The following is a 23,911-nucleotide window of genomic DNA, read 5'->3' as shown; positions in this document are numbered from 1 at the left end:
GCATGCCCATCGGAGTCGGACGCGTCGGACGCGTCGGAATGATCGGTCGGCCCGTCGCGCGCACCGCGGCGGTAGTCGGCACCGCGAAGGTCGTCTCGAACGGCGTCGACCGCCGCCAGGACCGCCGCCAGGACCGCCGCGACGATCGGCGGGACCGCCGCTTCTGAGCGACGCCGCGCACAAGGCACGGACACCGCGAGCCCCGGTGGGATGCACATCCCACCGGGGCTCCGCTCATCGCGGCGCGGGGGTGGTGCCCGGACTTCCGCGCCTCTAGGCTGGCCGCGTCGAAGGAGGTCCGCCATGACCGTCCAGCTCGAGGTCGTCGCGATCGACAAGCCCGACGACGTCAACGTGATCGTCGGCCAGTCGCACTTCATCAAGACCGTCGAAGACCTGCACGAGGCGCTCGCGGGGGTCGGCGGGGCACTGAGGTTCGGGGTCGCATTCTGCGAGGCCTCCGGTGCCCGCCTCGTCAGGCGCACGGGGAACGACCGCACGCTCGTCGACCTCGCCGTCACCGCTGCGCTCGCGATCGGAGCGGGGCACGCCTTCGTGATCATGCTGCGCGACGGCTTCCCGGTGAACGTGCTCAACCAGGTCAAGGCGGTGCCCGAAGTCTGCTCGATCTACTGTGCGACGGCGAACCCGGTGCAACTCCTCGTCGCGGTGACCGAAGTCGGCCGCGGCGTGGCCGGCGTGATCGACGGCGAGCCGCCGATCGGCGTCGAGACCGATCAGGACGTCGCCGACCGCATGGCGCTGCTGCGCACGATCGGGTACAAGCTCTGAGCCGGATCCGCCGACCTGCGCGTTCGGTGAAACCGCGCCCGCATATACGACGAAACCCTGGTGAGATCTACCGTCTCACCAGGGTTTTTCCGTCGGGCTGACAGGATTTGAACCTGCGACCCCCTGACCCCCAGTCAGGTGCGCTACCAAGCTGCGCCACAGCCCGATGCTCCGGCTTTCCGCCGAGGCAACTTGACCATCATAGCGGTATCCGAAGGGGTGCTCGTGCACACCCGCGCGTGCACGAGCGCAGCGCACCGACCTCAGTCGTAGAAGTGGACCGTTTCCCGAATCCTGTCGGCGTATTCGTAGATCTCGTCGAGGGTGTCGATCGGATGACGCGTCTCGTTCTTGTCCACGTCGAACAGACCCAAATACTTCTGACCCGTGTTGAAATGGATCCGCGCGATGGGCTTCCGATTGTTGTCATCAAGCAGGACGCCGAAGTAGGACTTGGTGTCGCGCTGCGCGATACGCCCCGGCTTGACCTCGCTGCACGCGATCGCCCGCACGATCTGGAATGCTTCGAGCTCCTCGAGCGTCGTCTCGATGCCGTCACCCACTGAGGCGTCCTTCACGCTCGCTCGCGCAACCGCTTCGCTCGCATCCGATCCCGACACCGACGCATCATCGCGCTGAAGCGCATATCCGGGGCCGCCGAGCGCCGCCTTGATACGTTCGTTGACCTGATCGCTGAGGAACTGCTTCGACGCCTTCGCGACGAGAACTTGGAACTGATCGCGCACGCGCTGGGTGATCGACCCCTCGTAGACCCTGGCCGTGATGGCCCGGACCCAATCAGCGTCAGGGCTCGCGAATTGCGCACTCAGGACGCGCTTGATCGCGCCGATGTACTTGAGTTCCTCGGCAGCGCTGATGATCGAGTCGATGTCGAAAGTGTCCTTTGTGAGCTTCTGCAGCTCCGGGATGAGCGTCTCGTCGAGATCGCTGAGGTTCAAGACCAGGAACGGCTTCTCATCCATGCGATTCGGGGCGTCGAGATCGGTGTAGAAGTGATATTCGTTGCCGTCGGTCAAGACGGCGATTCGAGCGTTCGCCACGGCGAAGTAGCGGAACAGCTGGGATGAATGAGCGAGCGAGAGCCCGCTCCCGATCTTCTTGCACTCGATGAGGATCTGGACTTCTCCATCCTTCACGATCGCGTAGTCGATCTTCTCGCCTCGCTTGATCCCGACATCCGCGGTGAACTCGGGGACGACCTCATGCGGGTTGAATACGTCGTATCCGAGAACGAGGGAGATGAACGGCATGACGAAGGCATTCTTCGTCGCTTCCTCGGTTTCGATCGAATGGCGCTGTTGGCCGATCTTGTTGGCGAGACTGGCAAGCCGCTCCGCGATCTCCATCGTTTGACTTCCTTCCGTATTACTGAGGGGCACTCGTCGGCCAGCCCCACTTCGGCCGAGGCTAGTTCGGCGAGAATGATCGGGAATCGCTGTATTCGAGTGAAGTTTCCTGCGAGCACCCCGAAATGCTCGAAAGTCTCCGCGCCGCGTCCGTCCTCGGGGCCCGCCTGTGGCACGATCGTGCCATGTCGACGACGATCGAGCCCGTGGGGCGACTCCGTTACGAGCACGGCGCCGTCGCGGCGCGCGAAGCCCAGCGCGATGCCGGGCGCGAAGCCAGATCGCGCGCGAAGCGCTCGAAGCACGCGCACTACGACCCGCCCGCCGAGCGCGATCCGCTCGGCATCATCGAGCGGCAGAACGCCGATCGCCTGCCCGAACTGGTGCCGCTCCGCATGGCCCGCATGGCCGCGAGCCCGTTCGCGTTCTTCCGGGGCACGGCGGCGCTGCAGGCGGCCGACCTCTCGAACTCGCTCGACTCGGGCTTCTTCGTCGTCGCCTGCGGCGACGCGCACATCAGCAACTTCGGCGTCTACGCCGCCCCCGACCGGAGCCTCGTGTTCGATCTCAACGACTTCGACGAGGCCGCCCTGGCCCCGTGGGAGTGGGATCTCAAGCGGCTCGCGACGAGCGTCGTGATCGGCGCGCAGTCGAACGGATTCGACGACGACACCGTCCACGAGGCTGCCATCCGCGCGGTCGCGGCATACCGGCGCAGCATCCGCCGCATGACCGAGCTCTCCCCCGTCGAGCGCTACTACCTGCGGCGGACCGGAAACGAGAAGGGCGCCCACGAGAGCTCACGCGCCGCGATCCGCGATGTGGTCGAGCAGGCAGCCAAGCGCACGACCGAGCGGGTCGCGGCGAAGATCCTCGACCGGACCCCGTTGGGCGCACCGGTCCTCCGCGAGCAGCCGCCGACCCTCACCCACGTCTCCGCCGAGATCGAGGCACGACTGGGCGGCGTCGTCGACGACTACCTGCACACCGTCCAGCCCGACATCGCGATGCTCATGTCGCAGTACACGGCGACCGACGTCGCGCGACGCGTGGTCGGCGTCGGCAGCGTCGGCACCCGCTGCTACATCGTCGTGTTCGCGGGCTCGCACGGCGATGTCGTGATCCTCCAGGTGAAGGAGGCCGGCAGTTCGGTGCTCGACGAGTTCGGTGGGCTGCGCGACCGAGCCGACCGCCCGAAGGCGACAAGGATCGACGCGCTCAGCGGCGGTGCGCGCGTCGTCACGCTGCAGCGGATCCTGCAGACGACCTCCGACGCGTTCCTCGGCCACGTCCAGGTCGGGGACCGCGGCTTCTACGTGCGCCAGTTCCGCGACCGGAACGCGTCGTTCGAGATCGCGGAACTCGACGAGCCCGCCTTCGTCGACTACGTCGAGGCCTGCGCGACGAAGCTCGCCCGGGCGCACGCCCAGAGTCCACGGGCCGGGTTCATCGCGGGCTACGTCGGCGGCAGCAAGCGCTTCGATGAGGCGATCGCCGACTGGTCGCTCGCCTACGCGGCGCAGTCACGCGCCGACTACGATGCGTTCTGCGCCGCGATCGAGGCCGGGCGGTTCCCCGCCGCCGAGTCGGTGCGCTGACAGCGCCACCACCCGTTGCCCGCTAGAGGTACTTGCGCACCTCGTCCATGAACGCCTTCGGCTCGTCGACCCAGATCCGCACGACGTCGACGACCTGCGCGCCTCCGTTCGCGCCGCGCCCCGGCAGCTGCACCGGGGTCGGGCGCTCGAGCTCGATCTCGATGACGGTCTCGTTGTTGATCCTCAGCAGCAACATGCGCGACGCATCCGCACCGTCGCCGGTCTCGACGACCTTCGGCGACTTGGGCTCGTCGACCTGGGGCCGACGCGCCACGGAGGCGATGTCGTCCCACCGCAGCAGCACGTCGGTCTCGAGCCCCGCGCGCACGCGGATGCCCTCGGGCCCGACGGTGTGCGGCCGCACGAGGTAGGCGCACAGCAGGCCGAACATCCAGGTGAGGCCCCAGACGCCGAGCACGAGCATCGGGATCCGCACGGCGGGCCACCGGTGCACGATGAGGTCGAGGATCGGGATCTCGACGGCCGAGAGCACGATGAAGATGATGAGCACCGAGAGCACGGGTCGGTGGTAGCCGAAGCCGGCCCCGCCGCGTTCGATCGCCGGGCGTCTCCCGATGAGCCGCCCGATGCTCGCGTAGACGGCGAGTTCCATTCGCAGTGCGCGCTTGACCGTCTCCCACGCGCCGCGCCAGCGGGATGCCTCGCGGCGGGCGCCGATCGCGGTGGTCACGACGACCTCGCTCGGTCGACGGCGACGGCCTCGGCGACGAGTCCGCGCAGGCGATCGGCGATCGCCGTGATGCCTCGTTCGAGCGCGGCCCGGTCGGCGGGGGCGACGGCGTCGAGCAGTTCGGCGGTGAGCTCGGCATGCTCCTGCTGCATGGTCGCCATGAGCCCCTGGGCGGATGCCTCGAGCGAGACGACGATCGCCCGCCGATCGCCCGGGTGGGGCGAGCGGCGCACATAGCCGCCCGCCTCGAGCGCGTCGACGAGCCCCGTGACGTTGCGCGCGCTCACGTCGAGCCGCGAGGCGAGCACATGCTGCGTCGAGGGGCCGTTGGCCGCGAGGTCCCAGAGCACGCGCACGCGTGCCGGCGTGAGCGGCGTGCCGGCGAACGCGCGGGCCATGTCCTTCTGGAACAGGTCGCTCACCTCGAGCAGCCGGTCGAGCACGGTGATCTCGGGAGTCATATCATGAGCTTACTACATTGTTACCTTACTTCACGAAATGGCGGTCGGGGCGGACGGAGATGTCGGTGGTCGCCGCTAGCGTTGGTCGCATGATGAGCGATCTCGGTGCCGAGCTCGACCCGAACCCACTCCATGTCGTGCCGGCGGGCGACGTCCCGTTCGGCGATGTCGAGGCGGTGTTCGGCACGAAGGGCGACCCTGCTCGATGCTGGTGCCAGTGGTTCAAGCTTCCGGCTGCCGAGTGGCGCACCGCAACCCCCGACGACATGCGAGACCTGCTGCACCGACAGCTCGAATCCCCCGGCACCGGTCCGGGCCTGCTCGCCTACGACGACGAGACGCCGGTCGGCTGGTGCGCGGTCGAACCGCGCCCGAACCTGCCCCGACTGAAGCGCAGCCGCATCATCGCGGGCGCGACGCCCGAACCCGACTTCGACGACGAGGGCGTCTGGTCGGTCTCGTGCTTCGTGGTCCCCCGCGAATACCGCATGCGCGGCGTCGGCCGTGCGCTCGCCGCGGCCGCGGTCGACTACGCCCGTGCGCACGGCGCACGGGTCCTCGAGGGGTATGCGGTCGACCCGGCCGAGCGGGCGAAGACCCCCGCGGCCGACCTCTACCACGGCACCGTCTCGATGTTCGTCGATGCCGGCTTCAGCGAGGTCGCACGCCCACGGCCCGACCGCGCGATCATGCAGCTGCACCTCGGCTGAGTCGGCGCATGACGCCGTCGCATCTCCCACCGGCGGGGTTACGATGACCTCATGTTCTACGGAATGGGCGGCTGGAACGCACTCGTCATCGTCGGCGTGATGCTGCTGTTCGCACTCATCGTCGCAGCGATCGTCGTGCCCATCGTGCTCGTCACCCGGGGGCAGAACCCACCCGACCGCACCGGCCCGGCCCCCCGGTCCGTCGAAGCCCGCCTCCGGGAGCTCGACGACCTGCGCCATCGAGGGGTCATCTCCCCGGCGGAGTACGAGACGCAGCGCGCGTCGATCATTCGCGAGCTCTGAACCGCCCGACCGGCCTTCACGCGGGCGCGAGGGCTCGCGCACGCGCCTTCAACTCGTGCATCGCCGCCGGAAGCTCGCGCAATCGCTCAGCGGCCTCTTTCCGCGCCCGCACCGCAAGCCGCCGGTAGCCGGAGGTCGACGCCTCGTCGTCACCCCGCTCGTCGATGATCACCTCGACCTCCTCGGCCAACAGACGTCGATCGCGATCGTCACCGAGCAGGTCCTGCACGGCCTCCGCCGCGGCCGAGACCGCCCGCACCTTCTCGCGCGTCGCCGCGGGGAGTCCGTCGAGCACGGCGTCGGCGGCGTAGCGCAGCCGCCGCGCGGCGCGGCGGAGCCGGTGGAGGGACTTCAGGTCGGTCCCGGCCCGCTTCCCGGCGCGACGCACCCGACGTGCCTCCCGCGCGAGCGAAGCGGCCAGTGCGACCTCGGCGGGCACGCCGTCGGCTTCCGCCGGCCCAGAGAGCGGCGGAGTCCCGAGCGACTCGGCGGTCGGTTCGCCCCGCGCGATGCCCGGTAGGAGTTCCTCGATGAGGCGGGCGTGCGCATCACGATGCATTGCGCGCACCTCGTCGACGAGGCGTCGACGCATCGGCGCCGTCGCGTCCGCACCGAGGTACCCCTCGGCCAGCCCGGCGCGGACCTCGAGGTCGCGGACCCCGCCGAGGGCGTCGCCGAGCCCGGCGAGCTCGGACCGAGCGCGATCGGCCTCGGCCCGATCCAGCAGACCGCGGTACGCGCCCAGCACGCTGCGCAGTCGGCGCACGAGGACGCGTGCCTGATGCACCGCGTCGGGTTCGTCCGCCCTCACCGCCGGCGCGAGCTCCGCGAGCCGCGACCAGTACTCCACGAGCGAGGCGTGCACGACCGCGGCAGCCGTGCCCGAGGCATCCGCAGGCCGGATCATGACGCTCCGAGATCGACGCGGACCCGCTTCACGCGGGCCGTCGTGCCCCGCACGATCTCGACATCGCGCCTGGGCACGCCGAAGTGCTCCGCGATCGCGGCGACGACGCCCGCGTTCGCCGCCCCGTCGACCGCGCGCTCCCGCACGAAGACGGTCAGGGAGGCAGCCGGGTCGTCGGGCGTCGCCTCGACGAGCGGACCCTTGCGGCTGCCGGGCTTCACCCGGACCGTGACCTCCATCGACCGCTCCCCGAATCAGCGTCCGGGGTCAGCGCTGGCGGCGCTCGCGGACCCGCATGTTCACGACGATGGGCGTCCCCTCGAAGCCGTAGACCTCGCGAAGGCGGCGCTGGATGAACCGGCGGTAGCCCGGGTCGAGGAACCCGGTCGTGAAGAGGACGAATGTCGGCGGACGGCTGCCTGCCTGCGTTCCGAACAGGATGCGCGGCTGCTTGCCGCCCCGGACGGGGTGCGGGTGCTCCTGCGTGAGCTCGGTGAGGAAGGCGTTGAACTTCCCGGTCGGGATGCGCGTGTCCCAGCCCTCGAGCGCCGTCTCGAGCGCCGGCACGAGCTTCTCGAGGTGGCGCCCCGTGCGCGCGGAGATGTTCACCCGCGGCGCCCAGGTCACGTGGTGCAGGTCCTGCTCGATCTCGCGCTCGAGGTAGCGCCGGCGATCGTCGTCGAGCTGGTCCCACTTGTTGTACGCGAGCACGAGTGCACGACCCGACTCGAGCACGAGGTCGATGATGCGCACGTCCTGCTCGGAGATCGGTTGCGTGACGTCGAGCAGCACGACCGCGACCTCGGCCTTCTCGAGGGCCGCCTGCGTGCGCAGCGAGGCGTAGAAGTCGGCACCCTGCTGCAGGTGCACGCGGCGCCGGATGCCGGCGGTGTCGACGAAGCGCCAGATCTTGCCGCCGAGCTCGATCTGCTCGTCGACGGGGTCGCGCGTGGTGCCGGCCAGGTCGTTGACGACGACCCGCTCCTCGCCGGCCGCCTTGTTGAGGAGCGAGCTCTTGCCGACGTTGGGCCGACCGACGATCGCGACCCGGCGGGGGCCGCCGAACTCCTCCTTCGCGACGGCCGAGACCTGCGGCAGCACCTTGAAGACCTCTTCGAGCAGGTCGGCCACGCCGCGCCCGTGCAGCGCCGAGACCGGGTACGGCTCGCCGAGACCGAGGTTCCAGAGCGCTGTGGCCTCGGGCTCCTGACGCGCATCGTCGACCTTGTTCGCGACGAGGAAGACGGGCTTCTTCGTCTTACGGAGCAGGCGGACTACGTGCTCGTCGGTCGCCGTCGCGCCGACCGTCGCGTCGACGACGAAGAGCACGACGTCGCAGAGGTCGATCGCGACCTCGGCCTGCGCCGCGACGGAGGCGTCGATGCCCTTCGCGTCGGGCTCCCAGCCGCCGGTGTCGACGAGGGTGAAGCGACGATCGAGGTACTCGCCCTTGTACGAGACGCGGTCGCGGGTGACGCCGGGGGTGTCCTCGACGACGGCCTCGCGGCGGCCGAGGATGCGGTTCACGAGCGCCGACTTGCCGACGTTCGGGCGCCCGACGATCGCGATGACGGGCAGGGCCGGCAGGTAGCGGATGCCCTCGACGCCCTCCTCCGAGTGCTCGAGGACCTCGAGGTCGTCCTCGTCGAGCTCGTAGTCGCTGAGGCCGGAGCGCAGGGCTGCGGCCCGCTGCTCCGCGAGTTCGTCGTCGACGCCGGCGAGCCGCTCGGCCAGGTCGTCGTCGGCGACGTCGTACTCGTCGCGCTGGTCGGTCATGCTGTCTCCTGAAGGAAAAGATCGTGGGCGCGAATGCGCGCGGCTACCAGTCTGCCGTATGGCGGCTGGGAACTCCGGATACGGGCGCCGCGGGGTGGAGGCATCCGCCGGGCGACCGGCGGCGGAGCGCCTCAGGCGCGTGCCCCGACCACCGTGATGATCGCGTCGACCGTCTGGTCGAAATCGAGTTCCGTCGAGTCGACCGTCGTGACGCCCTCGGCCGCGGTCATGAACTCGACGACCTTCGAGTCCGCAGCGTCGCGCTTGCGCAGGGCGTCGCCGACGGCCTCGAGGGAACTGCCGGTGAGCTCGGCGGCGCGCCGGGCCATCCGCACCTCCTCGGAGGCGGTCAGCAGGATGCGGACCGGCGCGTCGGGCGCGACGACCGTCGTGATGTCGCGTCCCTCGACGACGATGCCGGGGCGTCGTTCGGCGGCCATGATCGCGCGGAAGAGCTCGATGAGGTGCGCGCGGACCTCGGGAACCCTGGCGACGCGGCTCACGACGGCCGAGATCTCCGGGTCGCGGATCGCCTCCGTCACGTCGGTCTCGCCGACGTGCACCCGGTACCCGCCGGGGTCGGTGCCGATGCGGTAGTCGAAGCTCGCGAGGCACGAGACGACCGAGTCGGCGTCGTCGGTGTCGACGCCCGAGGCCTCGACGTGCCAGGCGAACGCGCGGTACGCGGCGCCGGTGTCGAGGAACCCGTACGACAGGCGCTTCGCGACCGCCTTCGACACGCTCGACTTGCCGCTGCCGGCGGGGCCATCGACGGCGACGACGACGGGGATCTCCACGGATGCCTCCAGGGTGGTGGTTCGGGCCGGCTCAGCCGGCGATGCGCCAGCCGCGCGCGGCGAGCTCGTTGGTCAGTCGGTCGGCGGCCTCGGGCACGACCTGCACCTCGGCGAGGCCGACCTGGCGCCCCGGCGAGTGCTCGAGGCGCAGGTCTTCGAGGTTCACGCCGATCTCGCCGATCTCGGCGAGCAGCCGGGCCAGCTGGCCGGGCCGGTCGTCGACCATCACGACGACGGTCGTGAATCGCTTGTCGGTGCCGTGCTTGCCCGGAAGTCGCGAGACCCCGGTGTTGCCGCCGGTGAGCTCCTCGGCGACGCGACGCCGGGCGCCGGGCGCGGCCGGGTCGCCGAGCGCGTCGATGAACCGGTCGAGGTCGTCGCGGAAGGCGACGAGGATGTCACGGACCGGAGCCGAGTTCGCGCCGAGGATCTGCACCCAGAGGTCGGGATCGCTCGCGGCGATGCGGGTCACGTCGCGCACGCCCTGTCCGGCGAGGCCGAGGGCGGCGTTCGGCGCGTCGATGAACCGGCGCGCCATGACGCTCGACACGACCTGCGGCACGTGCGAGATGAGGGCGACGCCCCGATCGTGCTCGTCCGGCGTCATCTCGACGAGCGTCGCCCCGAGATCGAGGATGAGGTCGTCGATCGCCCCGGCGCGCTGATAGCTGATGGCGTCGTGCGCGGCGACCACCCACGGCCGGCCGGCGAAGAGATCGGCGCGGGCGGCGAGCGGCCCCCCGCGTTCGCGCCCCGCGAGCGGGTGCGAACCGATGTAGCGCGAGACGTCCGCGCCGCCCTCGACGAGCTCGTCGAGGATTCCGGCCTTCACACTCGCGACGTCGGTGACGATCGCGTCGGGGAACGACGCGAGCTCGTCGGCGACGACCCGCGCCGTCACGTCGGGCGGCACGGCGACGACGATGAGCTGCGGGGCGTCGTCGGAGCGGGCGGGGCGTCCGGCGCCGAGGTCGGTCGCGATGGCGACGTGCGTCGGCGAGGCGTCCGCCAGGATCACGTCGATGCCCCGGGCGCGCAGTCCGAGCGCGACGCTCGTGCCGAGGAGGCCGGCGCCGACGACGCGCACCGGTCCGGTGAGGCGTGATTCGACCACGTTCACTGCCCCTCTCGTGCCGATGCCCCGCCGTTCGCGTTCCGGGCGATGGTGAGCAGCCGGCCGCGTTCGTCCTTCGTCAGCTCCCGCAGCTGACCGACCTTCAGTGTACCGAGGTGGAGCGGCCCGAACTGGCGCCGCACGAGCTCGACGACCGGGTGCCCGACGGCCTTCAGCATGCGGCGGACGATGCGGTTCTTGCCCGAGTGCAGGGTGATCTCGACGATGGTGTGCTTGGCGTCGCCCTGGGTCTGCAGGATCTTCGCCCGGTCGGCCTTGATCGGCCCGTCGTCGAGTTCGATGCCCTGCTTCAGGCGCTGCAGCGTCTGCGCGGTCAGTCGTCCGCGAACCTTCGCGACGTAGGTCTTCTCGACGCCGAACGAGGGGTGGGCGAGCACGTGCGCGAGCTCGCCGTCGTTCGTGAGCACGAGCAGCCCGCTCGTCTCGGCGTCGAGCCGACCGACGTTGTAGACGCGCTCCTCGAGCGCATCGGTGAAGCGGCGCAGGTCGGGGCGCCCCTGCTCGTCGCGCATCGACGAGACGACGCCGGTCGGCTTGTTGAGCATGTAGTAGCGCTTCGCGGTGTCGAGCTGCACCGCGACGCCGTCGACCGAGACGAGGTCGGTCTCGGGGTCCACCCGGGTGCCGAGCTCCGTGACGATGCGCCCGTTGACCTCGATCCGCCCCGCGAGGATGTACTCCTCGATGACGCGCCGGCTCGCGACGCCGGCCGCGGCGAGCACCTTCTGCAGGCGAACGCCTGCGACATCCGATTCAGCCATCGAGGTCGAACCCTCCCTGTCCGTCGTCGAGCAGCGGCGAGATCGGCGGCAGCTCGTCGAGCGAGTTGATGCCGAGGTTGGTGAGCAGGAGCTCGGTCGTACCGTAGAGGATCGCGCCCGTCTCGGGGTCGGTGTCGACCTCCGTCACGAGCCCGCGGCCGAGCAGGGTTCGCACGACCGAGTCGACGTTCACCGCCCGGATCGATGCCACCTGCGACCGCGAGATCGGCTGCTTGTAGGCGATGACCGAGAGCGTCTCGAGTGCGGCCTGCGAGAGCCGGGTCGACGACTGGGTCACGACGAAGTCGGTGACGAGCGCGTCGTACTCGCCGCGCACGTAGAAGCGCCAGCCGCCGCCGACCTCGCGCAGTTCGAAGGCGCGGCGGATGCCGCGAGCGGTCGTCTCCTCGACGGCGAGGTCGGTGCGCGGCTCACCCGAGGGTGCTCCGCCGTCGTAGTCGGTGCGCAGTCGCGCGATCGACGCGCGCACCTCGGCGACGGGCCGCGCGACCGCCGCCGCGAGGTGCACGACGCTCTGCGGCTCGTCGGCGATGAACAGGATCGCCTCGATCGCGCGGTCGAGGTCGAGGCGAGGCTGGCCGGGCACGTCGAGCGGCGTCGCGACCGAGAGCTCGGGGCCGTCGGGCGCGGCAGGCGCGGCCGGCTCCCCCACGGGCGGCGACTCGACGCCCTCCCCCGCCTGCGTGGTCTCATTCGTCATAGTCGGCCCCCAGGCTCTCGAGGTTCGCGTCGGACCACTGCTCGGCGGCCCAGTGCAGGGTCAGTTCGCCGAGCGGCTCGATCTGGTCGAAGCCGATCGCGGCGTGCCGGTACAGCTCCAGGACGGCGAGGAATCGCGCGACGACCACGCCGCGCTCGGCGACGCCGGCGATCAGTTGCCGGAAGGTCACCGGTTCACCGCGGCGCAGCACCGCGACGACCTGCGCCGCCTGCTCGCGGATCGACACGAGCGGCGCGTGCAGGTGGTCGAGGCCGACGACCGGGATCTCCCGCGGGGTGAGCGCGAGCGTCGCGAGCGCCGCGAAGTCGCCGGCGGTGAGCGTCCAGACGAGTTCGGGCGCCTTCTGCCGGAACCTCTCCTCGAGCCGCACCGTGCGCGCGTGGCGCAGCGCCTCGGCATCGAGCTCGCCGCTGAACCACCGGGCGGCCTCCTTGAAGGCGCGGTACTGCAGCAGGCGGGCGAAGAGCAGGTCGCGGGCCTCGAGGAGCGCGACGTCCTCGGCATCGACGAGCTCGCCTTGCGGCAGCAGGCCGGCCACCTTGAGGTCGAGGAGCGTCGCGGCGACGACGAGGAACTCGCTCGCGCGATCGAGCTCCTCCTCGGAGTCGAGGCCCTTCAAGTACGAGATGAACTCGTCGGTCACCTTCGACAGCGAAACCTCGGTGATGTCGAGCTCGTGCTTCGCGATGAGCGAGAGCAGCAGGTCGAATGGGCCCTCGAAGTTGGTCAGCGCGACCCGGAAGCCGGTTTCGTCGCCCTCGGCCGAGGCATCCGTCACCGTCGCCTCTTCGGTTGGTGCAGCCTGCTCGGCGGGCGCCCGCTCAGGCGACCGCGCCACGGAAGACCAGCTCCCTCGCGAGCTGCCGGTACGCCTTCGACGCCTGGTGCTCGGGGGCGAACTCGGTGATCGGCGTCGCCGCGACCGTCGCGTCGGGGAACTTCACCGTGCGGGTGATGACCGTCTCGAGCACCTGGTCGCCGAAGGCGTCGACCACGCGCTCGAGCACCTCGCGGGAGTGGAGCGTGCGCGCGTCGTACATCGTCGCGAGGATGCCGTCGAGCGTGATCGCCGGGTTGAGGCGGTCGCGCACCTTGTCGATCGTCTCGATGAGCAGGGCCACGCCGCGCAACGCGAAGAACTCGCACTCGAGCGGGATGACGACGCCGTGGCTCGCCGTGAGCGCGTTCACGGTCAGGAGGCCGAGCGACGGCTGGCAGTCGATGAGGATGACGTCGTAGTCGGACGCGACGCGGCGCAGCACCCCCGCGAGGATCTGCTCACGGGCGACCTCGGTCACGAGGTGCACCTCGGCGGCGGAGAGGTCGATGTTCGCCGGGATGACGTCGAGGCCGTCGACGGTCGTCTTCTGGATCGCGTCCTTCGGCTCGATCTGCCGCGAGAGCAGCAGGTCGTAGATCGTCGGCACGTCGTGGGTCTGCACGCCGAGACCGGCCGACAGTGCGCCCTGCGGGTCGAAGTCGATCGCGAGCACCCGGCGACCGTACTCGGCGAGCGTCGCGCCGAGGTTGATCGTCGTCGTCGTCTTGCCGACGCCGCCCTTCTGGTTGCAGAGGGCGATGATGCGAGCCGGCCCGTGCGAGGCGAGCGCGGCGGGCTCGGGGAACTCGCGGTGGGGACGACCCGTCGGACCCAGCTCCGGCTCCAGCGAAGCGATTCCGTCCGCCGAGTCGTGCTTCTGCTGCGTCACGTGTCGTCTTCTCTCCTGGGCCGGGCCTGCGCCCGTTCGGTCGTGGGCTTGGTCGATTCTAGCGAGCACGCGGGTGTGCTGCCGTGTACATCTCCCGGAGTGTATCGGCTGTGACGAGCGTGTAGATCTGCGTCGTCGCGACCGACGAGTGTCCGAGCAACTCCTGCACGACGCGCACGTCGGCCCCGCCCTCGAGCAGATGCGTCGCGAACGAGTGCCGCAGCGTGTGCGGAGACACGGATGCCTCGAGTCCCGCCCGCTCGGCCGCGGCCCGGATCACGTCCCACGCTCCCTGGCGGGAGAGCCGCTTGCCGCGCACCCCGAGGAACAGCGCCGGCGTAGCCGGGCCCCGCGCCGAGAAGATGGGCCGGGCGCGAACGAGGTACGCGCCGATCGCCCGCCGGGCGTAACTGCCGAGCGGCACGATCCGCTGCTTGCCGCCCTTGCCGAAGAGTCGCACGACCTCGTCGTCGATGAGGTCGTCGACGTTGAGCGAGATCGCCTCGGTGACGCGTGCACCCGTCGCGTAGAGGAGTTCGAGCAGCGCCGCATCGCGCAGCTGGGCGGGGTCGTCGCCGCCCGCGGCGGCGATGAGCGCCGCGACGTCCTCGACCGGAATGGCCTTCGGGAGCCGGGCGGGCAGCTTCGGCGGTCGCAGGTCGCGCGACACGTCGGTGGCGAGCTCGCCCTCCTCGGCGAGGAAACGATGCAGCCCGCGAACGGCCGACAGCACTCTCGCGATCGAGGATGTCGCGAGCACCGGGTCGCGTTCGGCGCCGAGGAACCGCACGAAGTCGGAGAGGTCGCGCTCGGCGACGCGGTCGAGTTCACCCGGGCCGCGCGTCGCGAGCCAGTCGGCGTAGATCGCGAGGTCGCGCCGATACGACGCGGTCGTGTTGCGCGACAGGCCGCGCTCCACGGCGAGGTGCCGCAGGTAGCCGTCGACCCGTGCGGCGGTCGTCACGATGCCGACGTGCCCCGAATCGGTGCGGTGCGGCTCGGCCACGCGGCATCCGCCTCGCCGAGGCCCCGCCAGCCGCGGCCGCGGGCCGCGTGCGCGGCGAGCACGGCGACGGCGAGCGGACCATTGTGGATACGCCGCTCGAGCACCGCGTCGACGCACTCGTCGAGGGGCACCCACCTCGTCTCGAGCTCCGCCTCCTCGTCTTCGCGCGCGTACTCCGCCGGCGTCGCGCGCAGGCCGCGGGCGAGGTACACGCGGATGACCTCGTCGCTGCCGCCGGGCGAGGTCGCGAAATCGGTGAGCACGGCCCATTCGGACGCCTCGAGATCCGCCTCCTCGGCGAGCTCTCGCTGCGCCGCCGCCAGCGGATCCTCGCCCGCGACGTCGAGCAGGCCCGCCGGGATCTCCCAGTCGCGCATCCGCACGGGGTGACGGTACTGCTTGATGAGGAGCGCCCGGTCGTCGTCGTCGAGCGCGAGCACGCCGACCGCGCCGGTGTGGTCCATGAACTCGCGCACGATCGGTGCACCGCCGAGTTCGAACGTCTCCCGCCGGATGCTCCAGACGCGCCCGGTGAAGACCTCCTCGCTCTCGACGATCACGAGTTCGACCGGGTCGTCGGCGAGTCGCTCGCGCGACCCGCCGACGACCGCTTCGGCGGTTTCAGCCATTGTTGACGTCGAACAGGCGGCTCGCCTGCTGGCGCTCGAGCGCCGCCGCGACGAGCCCGCGGAAGAGCGGGTGGGCGTCGTTCGGCCGGCTGCGCAGCTCGGGGTGCGCCTGGGTGCCGACGTAGAACGGGTGCACGTCGCGCGGCAGCTCGACGTACTCGACGAGGTTGCGGTCGGGCGAGAGACCCGAGAACACGAGGCCGGCCTCGGCGATGCGGTCGCGGTACGCGTTGTTGACCTCGTAGCGGTGGCGGTGACGCTCGCTCACGTCGGTCGAGCCGTAGAGCTCGGCCGCGATCGTGCCCTCGCCGAGCTTCGCCGGGTACAGGCCGAGGCGCATCGTGCCGCCGAGGTCGCCGCCCGAGATGATCTCGACCTGCTCCTCCATCGTGGCGATGACGGGGAACTCGGTGTCGGGATCGAACTCGCTCGACGACGCGCCGGGGAGCCCGGCCACGTTGCGCGCGTACTCGATGACCATGCACTGCAGGCCGAGGCAGAGGCCGAGCACGGGGATGCCGTTGTCGCGCGCGAAGTGCAGGGCGCCGAGCTTGCCCTCGATGCCGCGCACGCCGAAACCGCCCGGCACGCAGATGCCGTCGAGGTGCGCGAGGTGCTTCTGGGCGCCCTCGGGCGTCTGGCACTCGTCGGAGGGGATCCACTCGATGTTGACCTTCGCGTCGTTCGCGAAGCCGCCGGCGCGGAGCGCCTCGGTCACCGAGAGGTACGCGTCGGGCAGGTCGATGTACTTGCCGACCAGCCCGATCTTCACCTCGTGCTTGGGGTCGTGCACGACCCGGAGCAGGTCGCTCCAGCCCGACCAGTCGACCGCGTCGGCCTTCTCGCCGAGGCCGAGCGCGTCGATGAGGTACGCGTCGAGACCCTGCTCGTGCAGCATCGTCGGGATGTCGTAGATCGACGGCACGTCGACGGCGTTCACGACGGCGGCCTCGTCGACGTCGCACATGAGTGCGATCTTCCGCTTGTTCGACTCGGTGACGGGGCGGTCGCTGCGCAGCACGAGCGCGTCGGGCTGGATGCCGATCGAGCGCAGCGCGGCGACGGAGTGCTGGGTCGGCTTCGTCTTCTGCTCGCCGGAGGCGCCCATGAACGGCACGAGCGAGACGTGCACGAAGAACACGTTCTTGCGGCCGAGTTCGTGGCGCACCTGGCGCGCCGACTCGATGAACGGCTGCGACTCGATGTCGCCGACCGTGCCGCCGATCTCGGTGATGATCACGTCGGGCTTCGGGCTCTCGGTCGCCTGCAGACGCATGCGGCGCTTGATCTCGTCGGTGATGTGCGGGATGACCTGCACCGTGTCGCCGAGGTACTCGCCACGGCGTTCCTTGGCGATGACCGTCGAGTAGATCTGGCCGGTCGTGACGTTCGCGGCCTGCGACAGGTCGATGTCGAGGAAGCGCTCGTAGTGGCCGATGTCGAGGTCCGTCTCGGCGCCGTCGTCGGTCACGAAGACCTCGCCGTGCTGGAACGGGTTCATCGTGCCCGGGTCGACGTTGAGATAGGGGTCGAGCTTCTGCATGACCACCCGGAGGCCGCGCGCCGTCAGCAGGTTGCCGAGGCTCGCGGCGGTGAGTCCCTTGCCCAATGAAGAAACGACACCACCGGTCACGAAGATGTGCTTGGTCGTGTCGTTGTTGTCTGCGCTCTGCGCTGTTCCGCGTTCATCCACCACGGGCTTGTATTCTAACCCACGTTCCCGATCGCTCGCCGCGACATGCCCCACGCGTTCCCCCTTCGTCGTCCGGAGCTGACCGGCCCCGCTCGGTTCCAGCCTTGTCGGCCGCAGTCTCAGGCCGCCCGTTCGGAGGCGATCTCGAGCAGCTCCCGCGCATGGGCGAGGCCGCTCTCGGAATCGGCGAGGCCCGACAGCAGCCGGGCCATCTCCGCCTCGCGGTCGGCGCCCAGGAGCTGCCGGACGCTCGAGGCGGTGACGGCGCCGTCGGTGCCCTTGACCACGCTCAGGTGGTTCGTCGCGAAGGCGGCTACCTGGGCGAGATGGGTCACGACGATCACCTGGGAGCGTTCCGCGAGCCGGGCGAGGCGCCGGCCGATCTCGATCGCCGCCGCACCGCCGACACCCGCGTCGACCTCGTCGAACACGAAGGTCGGCACCGGGTCGGCGCCGGCGATCACGACCTCGATCGCGAGCATGACGCGGGAGAGCTCGCCGCCCGACGCGCCGCGCGACACCGACCGCGGCTCGGCGCCGGGATGCGGTCGCAGCAGGATCGAGACCTGATCGCGTCCGTGCGCGGTCGGCTCGGCGCTCGGCTCGACGCTCACGCTCAGCACCGCGTCGGGCATGGCCAGCGCAGCGAGCTCGTGCGTGACGGCCTCGGCGAGCCGCGCGGCCGCCTCGGTCCGCTGCTCGGTGATGCGCTCGGCGAGCCGGTCGACCTCGGCGGCGAGTTCGCCCACCGCGATGTCGAGCTCGGCGATGCGTTCGTCGTCGCCGTCGAGTTCGACGAGTCGCAGGCCGCCGTCGCGACGGAAGGCGAGCACGTCGTCGAGATCGCCGTGGCGGCGGATGAGTCCGGCGAGCACCGCCCTGCGCTCCTGCACGAGCTCGAGTTCGCGCGCACCGTCGGTGTCGAGGCCCGTGAGGTAGCCGGCGAGCTCGGTGCCCGCATCCGCGAGCAGGAAGCCGGCGTTCGCGAGCGCCTCCGCGATAGGGGCGAGCGCCGCGTCGTGCTCGGAGACTCGCTCGAGGTGCCGGCGCGCCGCCTCGACGAGCGTCATCGCGTCGGGCGCGTCGTCGACGACCTCGTCGCCGGAGACGAGCGCCTTCGCCTGCGCGGCGGCGAGTCGGAGCTCTTCGAGATTCGAGAGCCGCTCGGCGCGCTCGTGCAGCTCGGCGTCCTCGCCGGGCTGCGGGTCGATCGCCTCGACCTCGTCGAGATCGGCGCGCAGCGCCTCGGCCTCGCGGGCGCGGGCGTCGTGCTCGTCGCGGAGGCGGGCGAGTTCGGCCGCATCGGCGCGCCATCGCTCGAACACGTCTCGGTATGCGTCGAGCGTCTCTGCGAGCGGTGCTCCGGCGAAGCGGTCGAGCGCGTCGCGCTGCGCCGACGCCGAACGCAACCGCTGCTGGTCGGCCTGACCGTGCACGACGACGAGCTCGTCGCCGAGCTCGGCGAGCACGCCGACGGGCGCGCTGCGGCCGCCGACGACGGCGCGGCTGCGCCCCTCCGACGAGACCGATCGCCCGAGCAGCAGCTCGCCCGCCTCGATCTCCCCGCCCGTCTCGGCCACGCGGTCGGCGATGGCTCCGGCGTCGGGAACGATCCATCGCCCCTCGACCCAGGCCTGCTTCGCCCCCGAACGCACGGCCCCCGCGTCGGAGCGGGCGCCGAGCAGCAGCCCGAGGGCGGTCACGACCATCGTCTTGCCCGCGCCGGTCTCGCCGGTGACGGCGGTGAACCCGGCGCCGAGCGGCAGCGTCGCCTCGGCGATGACGCCGAGGTCGCGGATGCCGAGCTCCTCGATCATCGCGCGCCCCCTCTCAACGGAATCTCGCCCATCACGCCCATCATTCGCGACCCGCCGGGCCCCGCCACCCCGTGACGGGCAGCTGGAACTTGTTGACGAGGCGGTCGGTGAACGGAGCCTCGTGGAGTCGCGCGAGCCGCACCGGCGTCTCGGAGCGACGCACGATCACTCGGGCACCCGGCGGCAGGTCGAAGGTGCGCCGCCCGTCGCACCAGATGACGGCGGACGTCTCGGTGCGCTGCAGGATCTCGACGGCGAGCGACGATTCGGGCCCGACGACGAGTGGGCGGGCGAAGAGCGCGTGCGCGCTGAGCGGCACGAGCAGGAGCGCCTCGAGGCTCGGCCAGACGACGGGACCGCCCGCCGAGAACGAGTACGCGGTCGAGCCCGTCGGCGTCGACATGACCACGCCGTCGCAGCCGAACGACGACAGTGGCCGGCGGTCGACCTCGATCACGACCTCGAGCATGCGCTCGCGCTCGGCCTTCTCGACGGTCGCCTCGTTGAGCGCCCAACTCTCGTACACGACCTCGGCGCCGACCTTCGCCCGCACCGACAGGGTCATGCGCTCTTCGACGACGTAGTCGCGCGCGAGGGCCCGGGAGACGGTGTAGCCGAGGTCGTCGCGCTCGCTCTCGGCGAGGAACCCGACATGGCCGAGGTTGACGCCGAGCAGCGGCACCGGGTGGTCGCGGATGAGTTCGGCCCCGCGCAGGATCGTGCCGTCGCCGCCGAGCACGATCACGAGCTCGATGCGGGCGGGGTCGATGTCTTCGAAGCGCACGACGCCGCCGTCGAGTTCGGGCACGAACGCGTGCACGTCCTCCCAGTGCTCGGCCGCGATCACGGGAACGGCGCCGGCCGCGAGCAGCTGCGTGCAGACCGCCCCCGTCGCCTCGAGGGCGGACTGCCGGCCGGTGTGCGAGACCACGAGGAAGTGGCGTGCGTCGTTCACCCGTGCGCTCCTCTCGTCAGCTCGTCGACCCGACCCGACCATTCTGTCGGATTCGAGCCGCCCGCCGCCCGCAGGTGCACGAGGAACTCGCGGTTCCCGTGCGATCCGGCGATTGGGGAGGACAGGACGCCTGCCGTGCCGAGGCCGAGGTCGTGCGCGGCCCAGAGCACGTTCATGACGGCCTCGGATCGGAGGGCCGCATCGTGCACGATGCCCTCACGCACTCCCCCGCGACCGACTTCGAACTGCGGCTTCACGAGCAGCACGAAGTCGGCGCCGTCGGCCGCGGTCGAACGCAGCGCGGGCAGCACGGTGGTCAGCGAGATGAACGACAGGTCGGCGGTGACGAGATCGGGCCGATCCGCGACGCCCGTCGCGGCGGCGAGCGACTCGGGCGTCAGGCCTCGGACGTTGCAGCCCTCGACGAGCACGAGCCCGGGCGCGTCGTGCAGCTCGGCCGCGAGCTGGCCGTGGCCCACGTCGACCGCGAGCACGGTCCGCACCCCGCGCTCGAGCAGCACCTGGCTGAAGCCGCCCGTCGACGCACCCGCATCGAGGGCGACACGGCCCGCCGGGTCGACGGCGAATCCGTCGAGCGCGGCGATCAGCTTGTGCGCGGCACGGCTCACGTAGTGGTCGGATGACTCGACCGAGAGCTGCGCGTCGGGGCGGACCTTGAACGAGGCCTTCACCACGGGGCGACCGTCGACCGAGACCCGCCCCTCGGCGATGAGTGCGGCCGCCTGGGTGCGCGAGCGCACGAGGCCGCGGGCCGTGAGCGCCGCATCGAGACGCTGGTCGCTCATGACGGGCGCGAGGTGCCCGACGGGTCGGACTGCTCGAGTTCGTCGCGAAGGCGCGCGGCAAGGCCCTCGTAACCCGGCGCACGCTCCTCGAGCGGCAGCCCCTCGATCTCGGCGAGGGCGCCACGGGCACCCTCGCTCACCTCGTCGTCTGCGGGATCGCTCGGATCGTACTCGTGGTCGATGCTCACCCGTCCACGCTACCCCGCGCGCACGACACGAGGGTGATCACGCGTAGAGGCGCGCCGGGACGTCGAGCACGTGGATGCCGATGCCCGACTCCCAGATCGTCGCGCACGCCGCGCGGAGGAGGTCGAGTCCGCCGTCGCCTTCGGCGACGATCTCCACGCGGTTGCCGGTGAGACGCACGCGCGCCGCGCCGACCCGCACCACGTCGCCGCGGAGGCGTTCGACGGTCGGGTACGGCTCGTGGAGGCCGCGGAGGTCGGACAGGATGAAATCGGGCCGGCTCGAGGCGTCGGCGGCGAGCAGCTGCTTCGCGCGGTCGATGCCCGTGAGCACGATCGCGCTCGACATTCCCGCCCGGTTCGCCCCGAGGATGTCGGTGTCGAGGCGATCGCCGACGACGAGGGGGTTCGAGGCGTCGAACCGCCGCCTCGCTTCGTCGAAGATCGGCGTCTCGGGCTTCCCTGCCACGAGGGGCAGGCGCCCGACCGCGGTGTGCACGGCCGAGACGAGCGTGCCGTTGCCGGGGGCGATGCCGCGGGCGACCGGAATGGTCCAGTCCATGTTCGTCGCGATCCACGGGATCCCTCCGCCCGCGGCATCCGAACCGTCGATGCCGGGACCGTCGGTGCGAAGGGCGAATGCGGCCTCGGCGAGGTCCTTCCAGCCGACCTCCGGCGTGAAGCCCTGCACGACCGCATCGGGGGCGTCATCGGCCGAGCGAGTGACGCGGAAGCCGCGCTTGCGAAGCTCGACCTCGATGCCCTCGCCGCCGACGACGAATACGAGCGCGCCCGGCGCGACCCGACTCTCGAGGAGCCGCATGGCCGCCTGGGGCGACGTGACGACGTCGTCGGCCGCCGCATGCAGGCCCAGCTCGGTCAGGTGGCCGGCGACGGACACGTCGCTGCGCGACGCGTTGTTCGTGATGTACCCGACCGAACGGGATCGCTTCGCCAGGTTCAGGCTCTCGACCGCATGCGGAATCGCGCCCGCACCCGCGTAGACGACGCCGTCGAGGTCGGCGAACACGGCATCGACGCCGTCGAGCGGCGTCGCAGGCTCAGTCCGCGTGCGGAACAGCGCCATCGGCGGGTTCCTCGGTCGCGGCTTCGGCTTCGTCGGCGGCGAGGTCCTCGCCCTCCGCCAGCACCGCACGCACGTCGTCCTCGAGCACGTCGCCCGGGTCGTCGAGCTCGACCGCCTCGACCGCCTCGACCGCGACGGTGACCCCGGGCTCGGCGTCGTCGTCGGCCGAGTCTCCGGATGCGTCGACGACTGCGGCCGAGACCTCCGCGGCTTCCTCGACGGCCGGGATCGCGATGTCCTCGTCGCCCTCGGCCTCGAGGTCGAAGATCTCGATGAGCTCGGCCTCCGCCGGGCCGGCGAGGGCCGCATCGGCCCGGACCGCGAGCACTCGCCAGCGCTCGGCCTCCGCGTCGCGGCCGAGCTCTTCGAGCACCTCGGCGTACGCGGAGAACAGCGCCGGGCTGTACGAGAAGGCGCGCTCGGGATCGAGCTGCGGGATCTCGAGCTCGGCGAGGGCGAGCTCGGGCTGCTCGAGGTCGAGCCGGGCGCCCGACATCGCGATCGCCAGGCCCACCTGCACGGAGGCGGGCAGTTCGCCCCGGTCGACGGCACGGCCGACCTCGAGGGCCCGATCGGGGCGGCCCACACCGCGCTCGCTGTCGACCATGAGCGGCAGCTGGTCGTTGCTGCCGGAGATCCGCCGGTAGGTCCGAAGCTCGCGCAGCGCGAGCGCGAAGTCGCCCGTCGCGTACGCAGTGATCGCCAGGGTCTCACGGACCACGGCGATGCGACCGGCCCGACGCGCGGCCGACATCGCGTGCCGGTGGGCGAGCTCGGGGTCGTGATCCAGATACTCGGATGCCGCCACCAGATGCCGCGCGACCCAGTCGGCGTTCTCCTTGCTCAGCGTCTTGAGCTCGGCGCGGGCGGCCTTGTCGAGCTGGCGGGCCTCGATCCGGTCGGGCAGCACCGGGTCGTCGTGCCTGGTGCGGACGGCGAGGTCGGCGGCACCGTGCCGCTCGTGCGTCCCGCCTGCGGGAGCGTTGCGCCGATCGTCGGTGCGGCCTGCACCGGACCGGTGGTGCGAGCGGTCGCGGTCGCCGTGCGGCTTGCGGTCGTCGCGCTGCCCGTACGAACGCTTCTGATCGCGGTCGCCATAGGGCTTGCGGTCGTCCCGCTGACCGTACGAACGCTTCGCGTCGCGGTCACCGTACGGCTTGCGGTCGTCCCGCTGCCCATAGGACCGCTTCTGGTCACGGTCACCGTACGGCTTGCGGTCGTCCCGCTGCCCGTACGGACGCTTCTGGTCGCGGTCGCCATAGGGCTTGCGGTCGTCCCGCTGACCGTACGAACGCTTCGCGTCGCGGTCGCCGTACGGCTTCCGGTCGTCGCGCTGCCCATAGGAGCGCTTCTGGTCACGGTCGCCGTACGGCTTGCGGTCATCGCGCTGCCCATAGGACCGCTTCTGGTCACGGTCACCGTACGGCTTGCGGTCTTCCCGCTGACCGTACGAACGCTTCGCGTCGCGGTCACCATGGGGCTTGCGGTCGGAGGAGGAGGCCGGTCGCCGCTGACCGGATGCCTGCCCGTCACGGCTCTTGGATCCGCCGCTCCGCGCGGGGCGCCCCTGATCGTCCCGGTCCTTGTTCGAATCGCTCACGATGTTCCTGTCGAATGGGAGTCCGTCAGACTCAACCGTACTGCCGGACCGGTGCCGGCCTGCCGTTAACGAAAAATGGCCACCCGCCGATGCTCGCTGTTGAGCTCAGTGGGTGGCCACTCTCGAATGAATGTCCGGCGGTGTCCTACTCTCCCACAGGGTCCCCCCTGCAGTACCATCGGCGCTGCGAGTCTTAGCTTCCGGGTTCGGAATGTGTCCGGGCGTTTCCCTCGCGCTATGGCCGCCGAAACTCTAGGACCAAACGTCATCACGATGGGGTGGTGGTTTGGTGGTTTCGGGTGCACACCCCGTGGGGTGTGCGTGCGTGTGTTGAGTTGTTGAGTGTGTTTTCCGTCTGTTGGGAACCACAGAGTGGACGCGAGT

At 70.8% G+C, this 23,911-nt stretch carries 26 protein-coding genes, 1 tRNA gene and 1 rRNA gene; 5 read left to right on the top strand and 23 right to left on the bottom strand.

Features of this window, described 5'->3' with window-relative positions; all coding sequences use genetic code 11:
* Positions 1-2: 2 nt before the first annotated feature.
* Together AC3RJ7_RS16765 and AC3RJ7_RS16760 are read left to right on the top strand one after the other, a co-directional pair.
* A complete protein-coding gene (locus AC3RJ7_RS16765; RefSeq protein WP_491457002.1) occupies positions 3-167 on the top strand; it encodes a hypothetical protein in 165 nt (54 codons plus the stop codon).
* Positions 168-303: 136 nt separating this feature from the next.
* Positions 304-792, top strand: coding sequence for an adenosine-specific kinase (locus tag AC3RJ7_RS16760; RefSeq protein WP_491457001.1), 489 nt, complete (start codon positions 304-306; stop codon positions 790-792).
* Positions 793-884: 92 nt separating this feature from the next.
* Here AC3RJ7_RS16760 and AC3RJ7_RS16755 read toward each other — a convergent pair.
* Both AC3RJ7_RS16755 and AC3RJ7_RS16750 read right to left on the bottom strand, forming a co-directional pair.
* Positions 885-958: transfer RNA gene (locus AC3RJ7_RS16755), tRNA-Pro, on the bottom strand.
* Between the two features lie 97 nt (positions 959-1,055).
* Entirely contained in the window at positions 1,056-2,159 is a 1,104-nt protein-coding gene (locus tag AC3RJ7_RS16750) for a type I restriction endonuclease (RefSeq protein WP_491457000.1), read from the bottom strand.
* A 185-nt stretch (positions 2,160-2,344) separates the two neighbouring features.
* Between AC3RJ7_RS16750 and AC3RJ7_RS16745 the strand changes: the two genes are divergently transcribed.
* On the top strand, positions 2,345-3,757 hold the full coding sequence (locus AC3RJ7_RS16745; RefSeq protein ID WP_491456999.1) for a DUF2252 domain-containing protein: 1,413 nt from the start codon (positions 2,345-2,347) through the stop codon (positions 3,755-3,757).
* Positions 3,758-3,779: 22 nt separating this feature from the next.
* On the opposite strand, the gene AC3RJ7_RS16740 is transcribed toward AC3RJ7_RS16745, so the two are convergent.
* Positions 3,780-4,448, bottom strand: coding sequence for a hypothetical protein (locus AC3RJ7_RS16740; protein ID WP_491456998.1), 669 nt, complete (start codon positions 4,446-4,448; stop codon positions 3,780-3,782).
* Entirely contained in the window at positions 4,445-4,909 is a 465-nt protein-coding gene (locus tag AC3RJ7_RS16735; RefSeq protein ID WP_491456997.1) for a MarR family winged helix-turn-helix transcriptional regulator, read from the bottom strand. Before AC3RJ7_RS16735 ends, AC3RJ7_RS16740 begins: the two co-directional genes overlap by 4 nt.
* Before the next feature lie 89 nt (positions 4,910-4,998).
* On the opposite strand from AC3RJ7_RS16735, the gene AC3RJ7_RS16730 reads away from it, so the two are divergent.
* Both AC3RJ7_RS16730 and AC3RJ7_RS16725 read left to right on the top strand, forming a co-directional pair.
* Positions 4,999-5,619, top strand: coding sequence for a GNAT family N-acetyltransferase (locus tag AC3RJ7_RS16730; protein WP_491456996.1), 621 nt, complete (start codon positions 4,999-5,001; stop codon positions 5,617-5,619).
* 51 nt (positions 5,620-5,670) lie between these two features.
* On the top strand, positions 5,671-5,922 hold the full coding sequence (locus tag AC3RJ7_RS16725) for a hypothetical protein (protein WP_491456995.1): 252 nt from the start codon (positions 5,671-5,673) through the stop codon (positions 5,920-5,922).
* 16 nt (positions 5,923-5,938) lie between these two features.
* Here the strand turns inward: AC3RJ7_RS16725 and AC3RJ7_RS16720 are convergent, their stop codons facing one another.
* The 19 genes from AC3RJ7_RS16720 to rrf form a co-directional block, all read right to left on the bottom strand.
* Positions 5,939-6,829 (bottom strand): CHAD domain-containing protein, encoded by an 891-nt coding sequence (locus AC3RJ7_RS16720; protein WP_491456994.1) that lies wholly within the window; start codon positions 6,827-6,829, stop codon positions 5,939-5,941.
* On the bottom strand, positions 6,826-7,068 hold the full coding sequence (locus AC3RJ7_RS16715) for a DUF167 domain-containing protein (protein WP_491456993.1): 243 nt from the start codon (positions 7,066-7,068) through the stop codon (positions 6,826-6,828). Before AC3RJ7_RS16715 ends, AC3RJ7_RS16720 begins: the two co-directional genes overlap by 4 nt.
* A gap of 28 nt (positions 7,069-7,096) precedes the next feature.
* Entirely contained in the window at positions 7,097-8,605 is a 1,509-nt protein-coding gene (gene der, locus AC3RJ7_RS16710; RefSeq protein WP_491456992.1) for a ribosome biogenesis GTPase Der, read from the bottom strand.
* A gap of 131 nt (positions 8,606-8,736) precedes the next feature.
* Positions 8,737-9,396 (bottom strand): (d)CMP kinase, encoded by a 660-nt coding sequence (gene cmk, locus AC3RJ7_RS16705; RefSeq protein ID WP_491457319.1) that lies wholly within the window; start codon positions 9,394-9,396, stop codon positions 8,737-8,739.
* 37 nt (positions 9,397-9,433) lie between these two features.
* Complete coding sequence (locus AC3RJ7_RS16700) at positions 9,434-10,522, bottom strand: prephenate dehydrogenase (protein WP_491456991.1); 1,089 nt, start codon at positions 10,520-10,522, stop codon at positions 9,434-9,436.
* A complete protein-coding gene (locus tag AC3RJ7_RS16695; RefSeq protein ID WP_491456990.1) occupies positions 10,519-11,298 on the bottom strand; it encodes a pseudouridine synthase in 780 nt (259 codons plus the stop codon). The genes AC3RJ7_RS16700 and AC3RJ7_RS16695 overlap by 4 nt, the downstream gene beginning before the upstream one ends.
* Positions 11,291-12,019, bottom strand: coding sequence for an SMC-Scp complex subunit ScpB (gene scpB, locus AC3RJ7_RS16690; protein WP_491456989.1), 729 nt, complete (start codon positions 12,017-12,019; stop codon positions 11,291-11,293). The genes AC3RJ7_RS16695 and scpB overlap by 8 nt, the downstream gene beginning before the upstream one ends.
* Positions 12,009-12,818, bottom strand: coding sequence for a segregation and condensation protein A (locus AC3RJ7_RS16685; RefSeq protein WP_491457318.1), 810 nt, complete (start codon positions 12,816-12,818; stop codon positions 12,009-12,011). The genes scpB and AC3RJ7_RS16685 overlap by 11 nt, the downstream gene beginning before the upstream one ends.
* Positions 12,819-12,861: 43 nt before the next feature.
* Complete coding sequence (locus AC3RJ7_RS16680) at positions 12,862-13,749, bottom strand: ParA family protein (RefSeq protein WP_491456988.1); 888 nt, start codon at positions 13,747-13,749, stop codon at positions 12,862-12,864.
* A gap of 58 nt (positions 13,750-13,807) precedes the next feature.
* Complete coding sequence (xerD, locus tag AC3RJ7_RS16675; RefSeq protein ID WP_491456987.1) at positions 13,808-14,755, bottom strand: site-specific tyrosine recombinase XerD; 948 nt, start codon at positions 14,753-14,755, stop codon at positions 13,808-13,810.
* Positions 14,710-15,384, bottom strand: coding sequence for an NUDIX domain-containing protein (locus AC3RJ7_RS16670; protein ID WP_491456986.1), 675 nt, complete (start codon positions 15,382-15,384; stop codon positions 14,710-14,712). Before AC3RJ7_RS16670 ends, xerD begins: the two co-directional genes overlap by 46 nt.
* A complete protein-coding gene (pyrG, locus tag AC3RJ7_RS16665; protein WP_491457317.1) occupies positions 15,377-17,077 on the bottom strand; it encodes a CTP synthase in 1,701 nt (566 codons plus the stop codon). Before pyrG ends, AC3RJ7_RS16670 begins: the two co-directional genes overlap by 8 nt.
* A 119-nt stretch (positions 17,078-17,196) precedes the next feature.
* Positions 17,197-18,894, bottom strand: coding sequence for a DNA repair protein RecN (gene recN, locus AC3RJ7_RS16660; protein WP_491456985.1), 1,698 nt, complete (start codon positions 18,892-18,894; stop codon positions 17,197-17,199).
* Positions 18,895-18,934: 40 nt separating this feature from the next.
* The gene (locus tag AC3RJ7_RS16655) at positions 18,935-19,849 is read right to left on the bottom strand and encodes an NAD kinase (protein WP_491456984.1); all 915 of its coding nucleotides are present in this window, start codon (positions 19,847-19,849) and stop codon (positions 18,935-18,937) included.
* Positions 19,846-20,655 (bottom strand): TlyA family RNA methyltransferase, encoded by an 810-nt coding sequence (locus AC3RJ7_RS16650; protein WP_491456983.1) that lies wholly within the window; start codon positions 20,653-20,655, stop codon positions 19,846-19,848. Before AC3RJ7_RS16650 ends, AC3RJ7_RS16655 begins: the two co-directional genes overlap by 4 nt.
* Complete coding sequence (locus AC3RJ7_RS16645) at positions 20,652-20,843, bottom strand: hypothetical protein (protein WP_491456982.1); 192 nt, start codon at positions 20,841-20,843, stop codon at positions 20,652-20,654. Before AC3RJ7_RS16645 ends, AC3RJ7_RS16650 begins: the two co-directional genes overlap by 4 nt.
* A gap of 37 nt (positions 20,844-20,880) precedes the next feature.
* Positions 20,881-21,927 (bottom strand): HAD-IIA family hydrolase, encoded by a 1,047-nt coding sequence (locus AC3RJ7_RS16640; RefSeq protein WP_491456981.1) that lies wholly within the window; start codon positions 21,925-21,927, stop codon positions 20,881-20,883.
* Entirely contained in the window at positions 21,902-23,527 is a 1,626-nt protein-coding gene (locus AC3RJ7_RS16635; protein WP_491456980.1) for a hypothetical protein, read from the bottom strand. Before AC3RJ7_RS16635 ends, AC3RJ7_RS16640 begins: the two co-directional genes overlap by 26 nt.
* 132 nt (positions 23,528-23,659) lie before the next feature.
* Positions 23,660-23,776 (bottom strand): 5S ribosomal RNA (gene rrf / locus AC3RJ7_RS16630).
* Between the last annotated feature and the right edge of the window lie 135 nt (positions 23,777-23,911).

Source organism: Agromyces solani, from assembly GCF_058349925.1.
This window is presented reverse-complemented; position numbering and strand designations above follow the sequence as displayed.

Coding starts and splice junctions, on each gene's coding strand:
- AC3RJ7_RS16765 (WP_491457002.1), top strand. CDS start 3: ATGCCCATCGGAGTCGGACGCGTCGGACGCGTCGGAATGATCGGTCGG.
- AC3RJ7_RS16760 (WP_491457001.1), top strand. CDS start 304: ATGACCGTCCAGCTCGAGGTCGTCGCGATCGACAAGCCCGACGACGTC.
- AC3RJ7_RS16750 (WP_491457000.1), bottom strand. CDS start 2,159: ATGGAGATCGCGGAGCGGCTTGCCAGTCTCGCCAACAAGATCGGCCAA.
- AC3RJ7_RS16745 (WP_491456999.1), top strand. CDS start 2,345: ATGTCGACGACGATCGAGCCCGTGGGGCGACTCCGTTACGAGCACGGC.
- AC3RJ7_RS16735 (WP_491456997.1), bottom strand. CDS start 4,909: ATGACTCCCGAGATCACCGTGCTCGACCGGCTGCTCGAGGTGAGCGAC.
- AC3RJ7_RS16730 (WP_491456996.1), top strand. CDS start 4,999: ATGATGAGCGATCTCGGTGCCGAGCTCGACCCGAACCCACTCCATGTC.
- AC3RJ7_RS16725 (WP_491456995.1), top strand. CDS start 5,671: ATGTTCTACGGAATGGGCGGCTGGAACGCACTCGTCATCGTCGGCGTG.
- AC3RJ7_RS16720 (WP_491456994.1), bottom strand. CDS start 6,829: ATGATCCGGCCTGCGGATGCCTCGGGCACGGCTGCCGCGGTCGTGCAC.
- AC3RJ7_RS16715 (WP_491456993.1), bottom strand. CDS start 7,068: ATGGAGGTCACGGTCCGGGTGAAGCCCGGCAGCCGCAAGGGTCCGCTC.
- der (WP_491456992.1), bottom strand. CDS start 8,605: ATGACCGACCAGCGCGACGAGTACGACGTCGCCGACGACGACCTGGCC.
- AC3RJ7_RS16695 (WP_491456990.1), bottom strand. CDS start 11,298: ATGGCTGAATCGGATGTCGCAGGCGTTCGCCTGCAGAAGGTGCTCGCC.
- scpB (WP_491456989.1), bottom strand. CDS start 12,019: ATGACGAATGAGACCACGCAGGCGGGGGAGGGCGTCGAGTCGCCGCCC.
- AC3RJ7_RS16670 (WP_491456986.1), bottom strand. CDS start 15,384: ATGGCTGAAACCGCCGAAGCGGTCGTCGGCGGGTCGCGCGAGCGACTC.
- recN (WP_491456985.1), bottom strand. CDS start 18,894: ATGATCGAGGAGCTCGGCATCCGCGACCTCGGCGTCATCGCCGAGGCG.
- AC3RJ7_RS16650 (WP_491456983.1), bottom strand. CDS start 20,655: ATGAGCGACCAGCGTCTCGATGCGGCGCTCACGGCCCGCGGCCTCGTG.
- AC3RJ7_RS16640 (WP_491456981.1), bottom strand. CDS start 21,927: ATGGCGCTGTTCCGCACGCGGACTGAGCCTGCGACGCCGCTCGACGGC.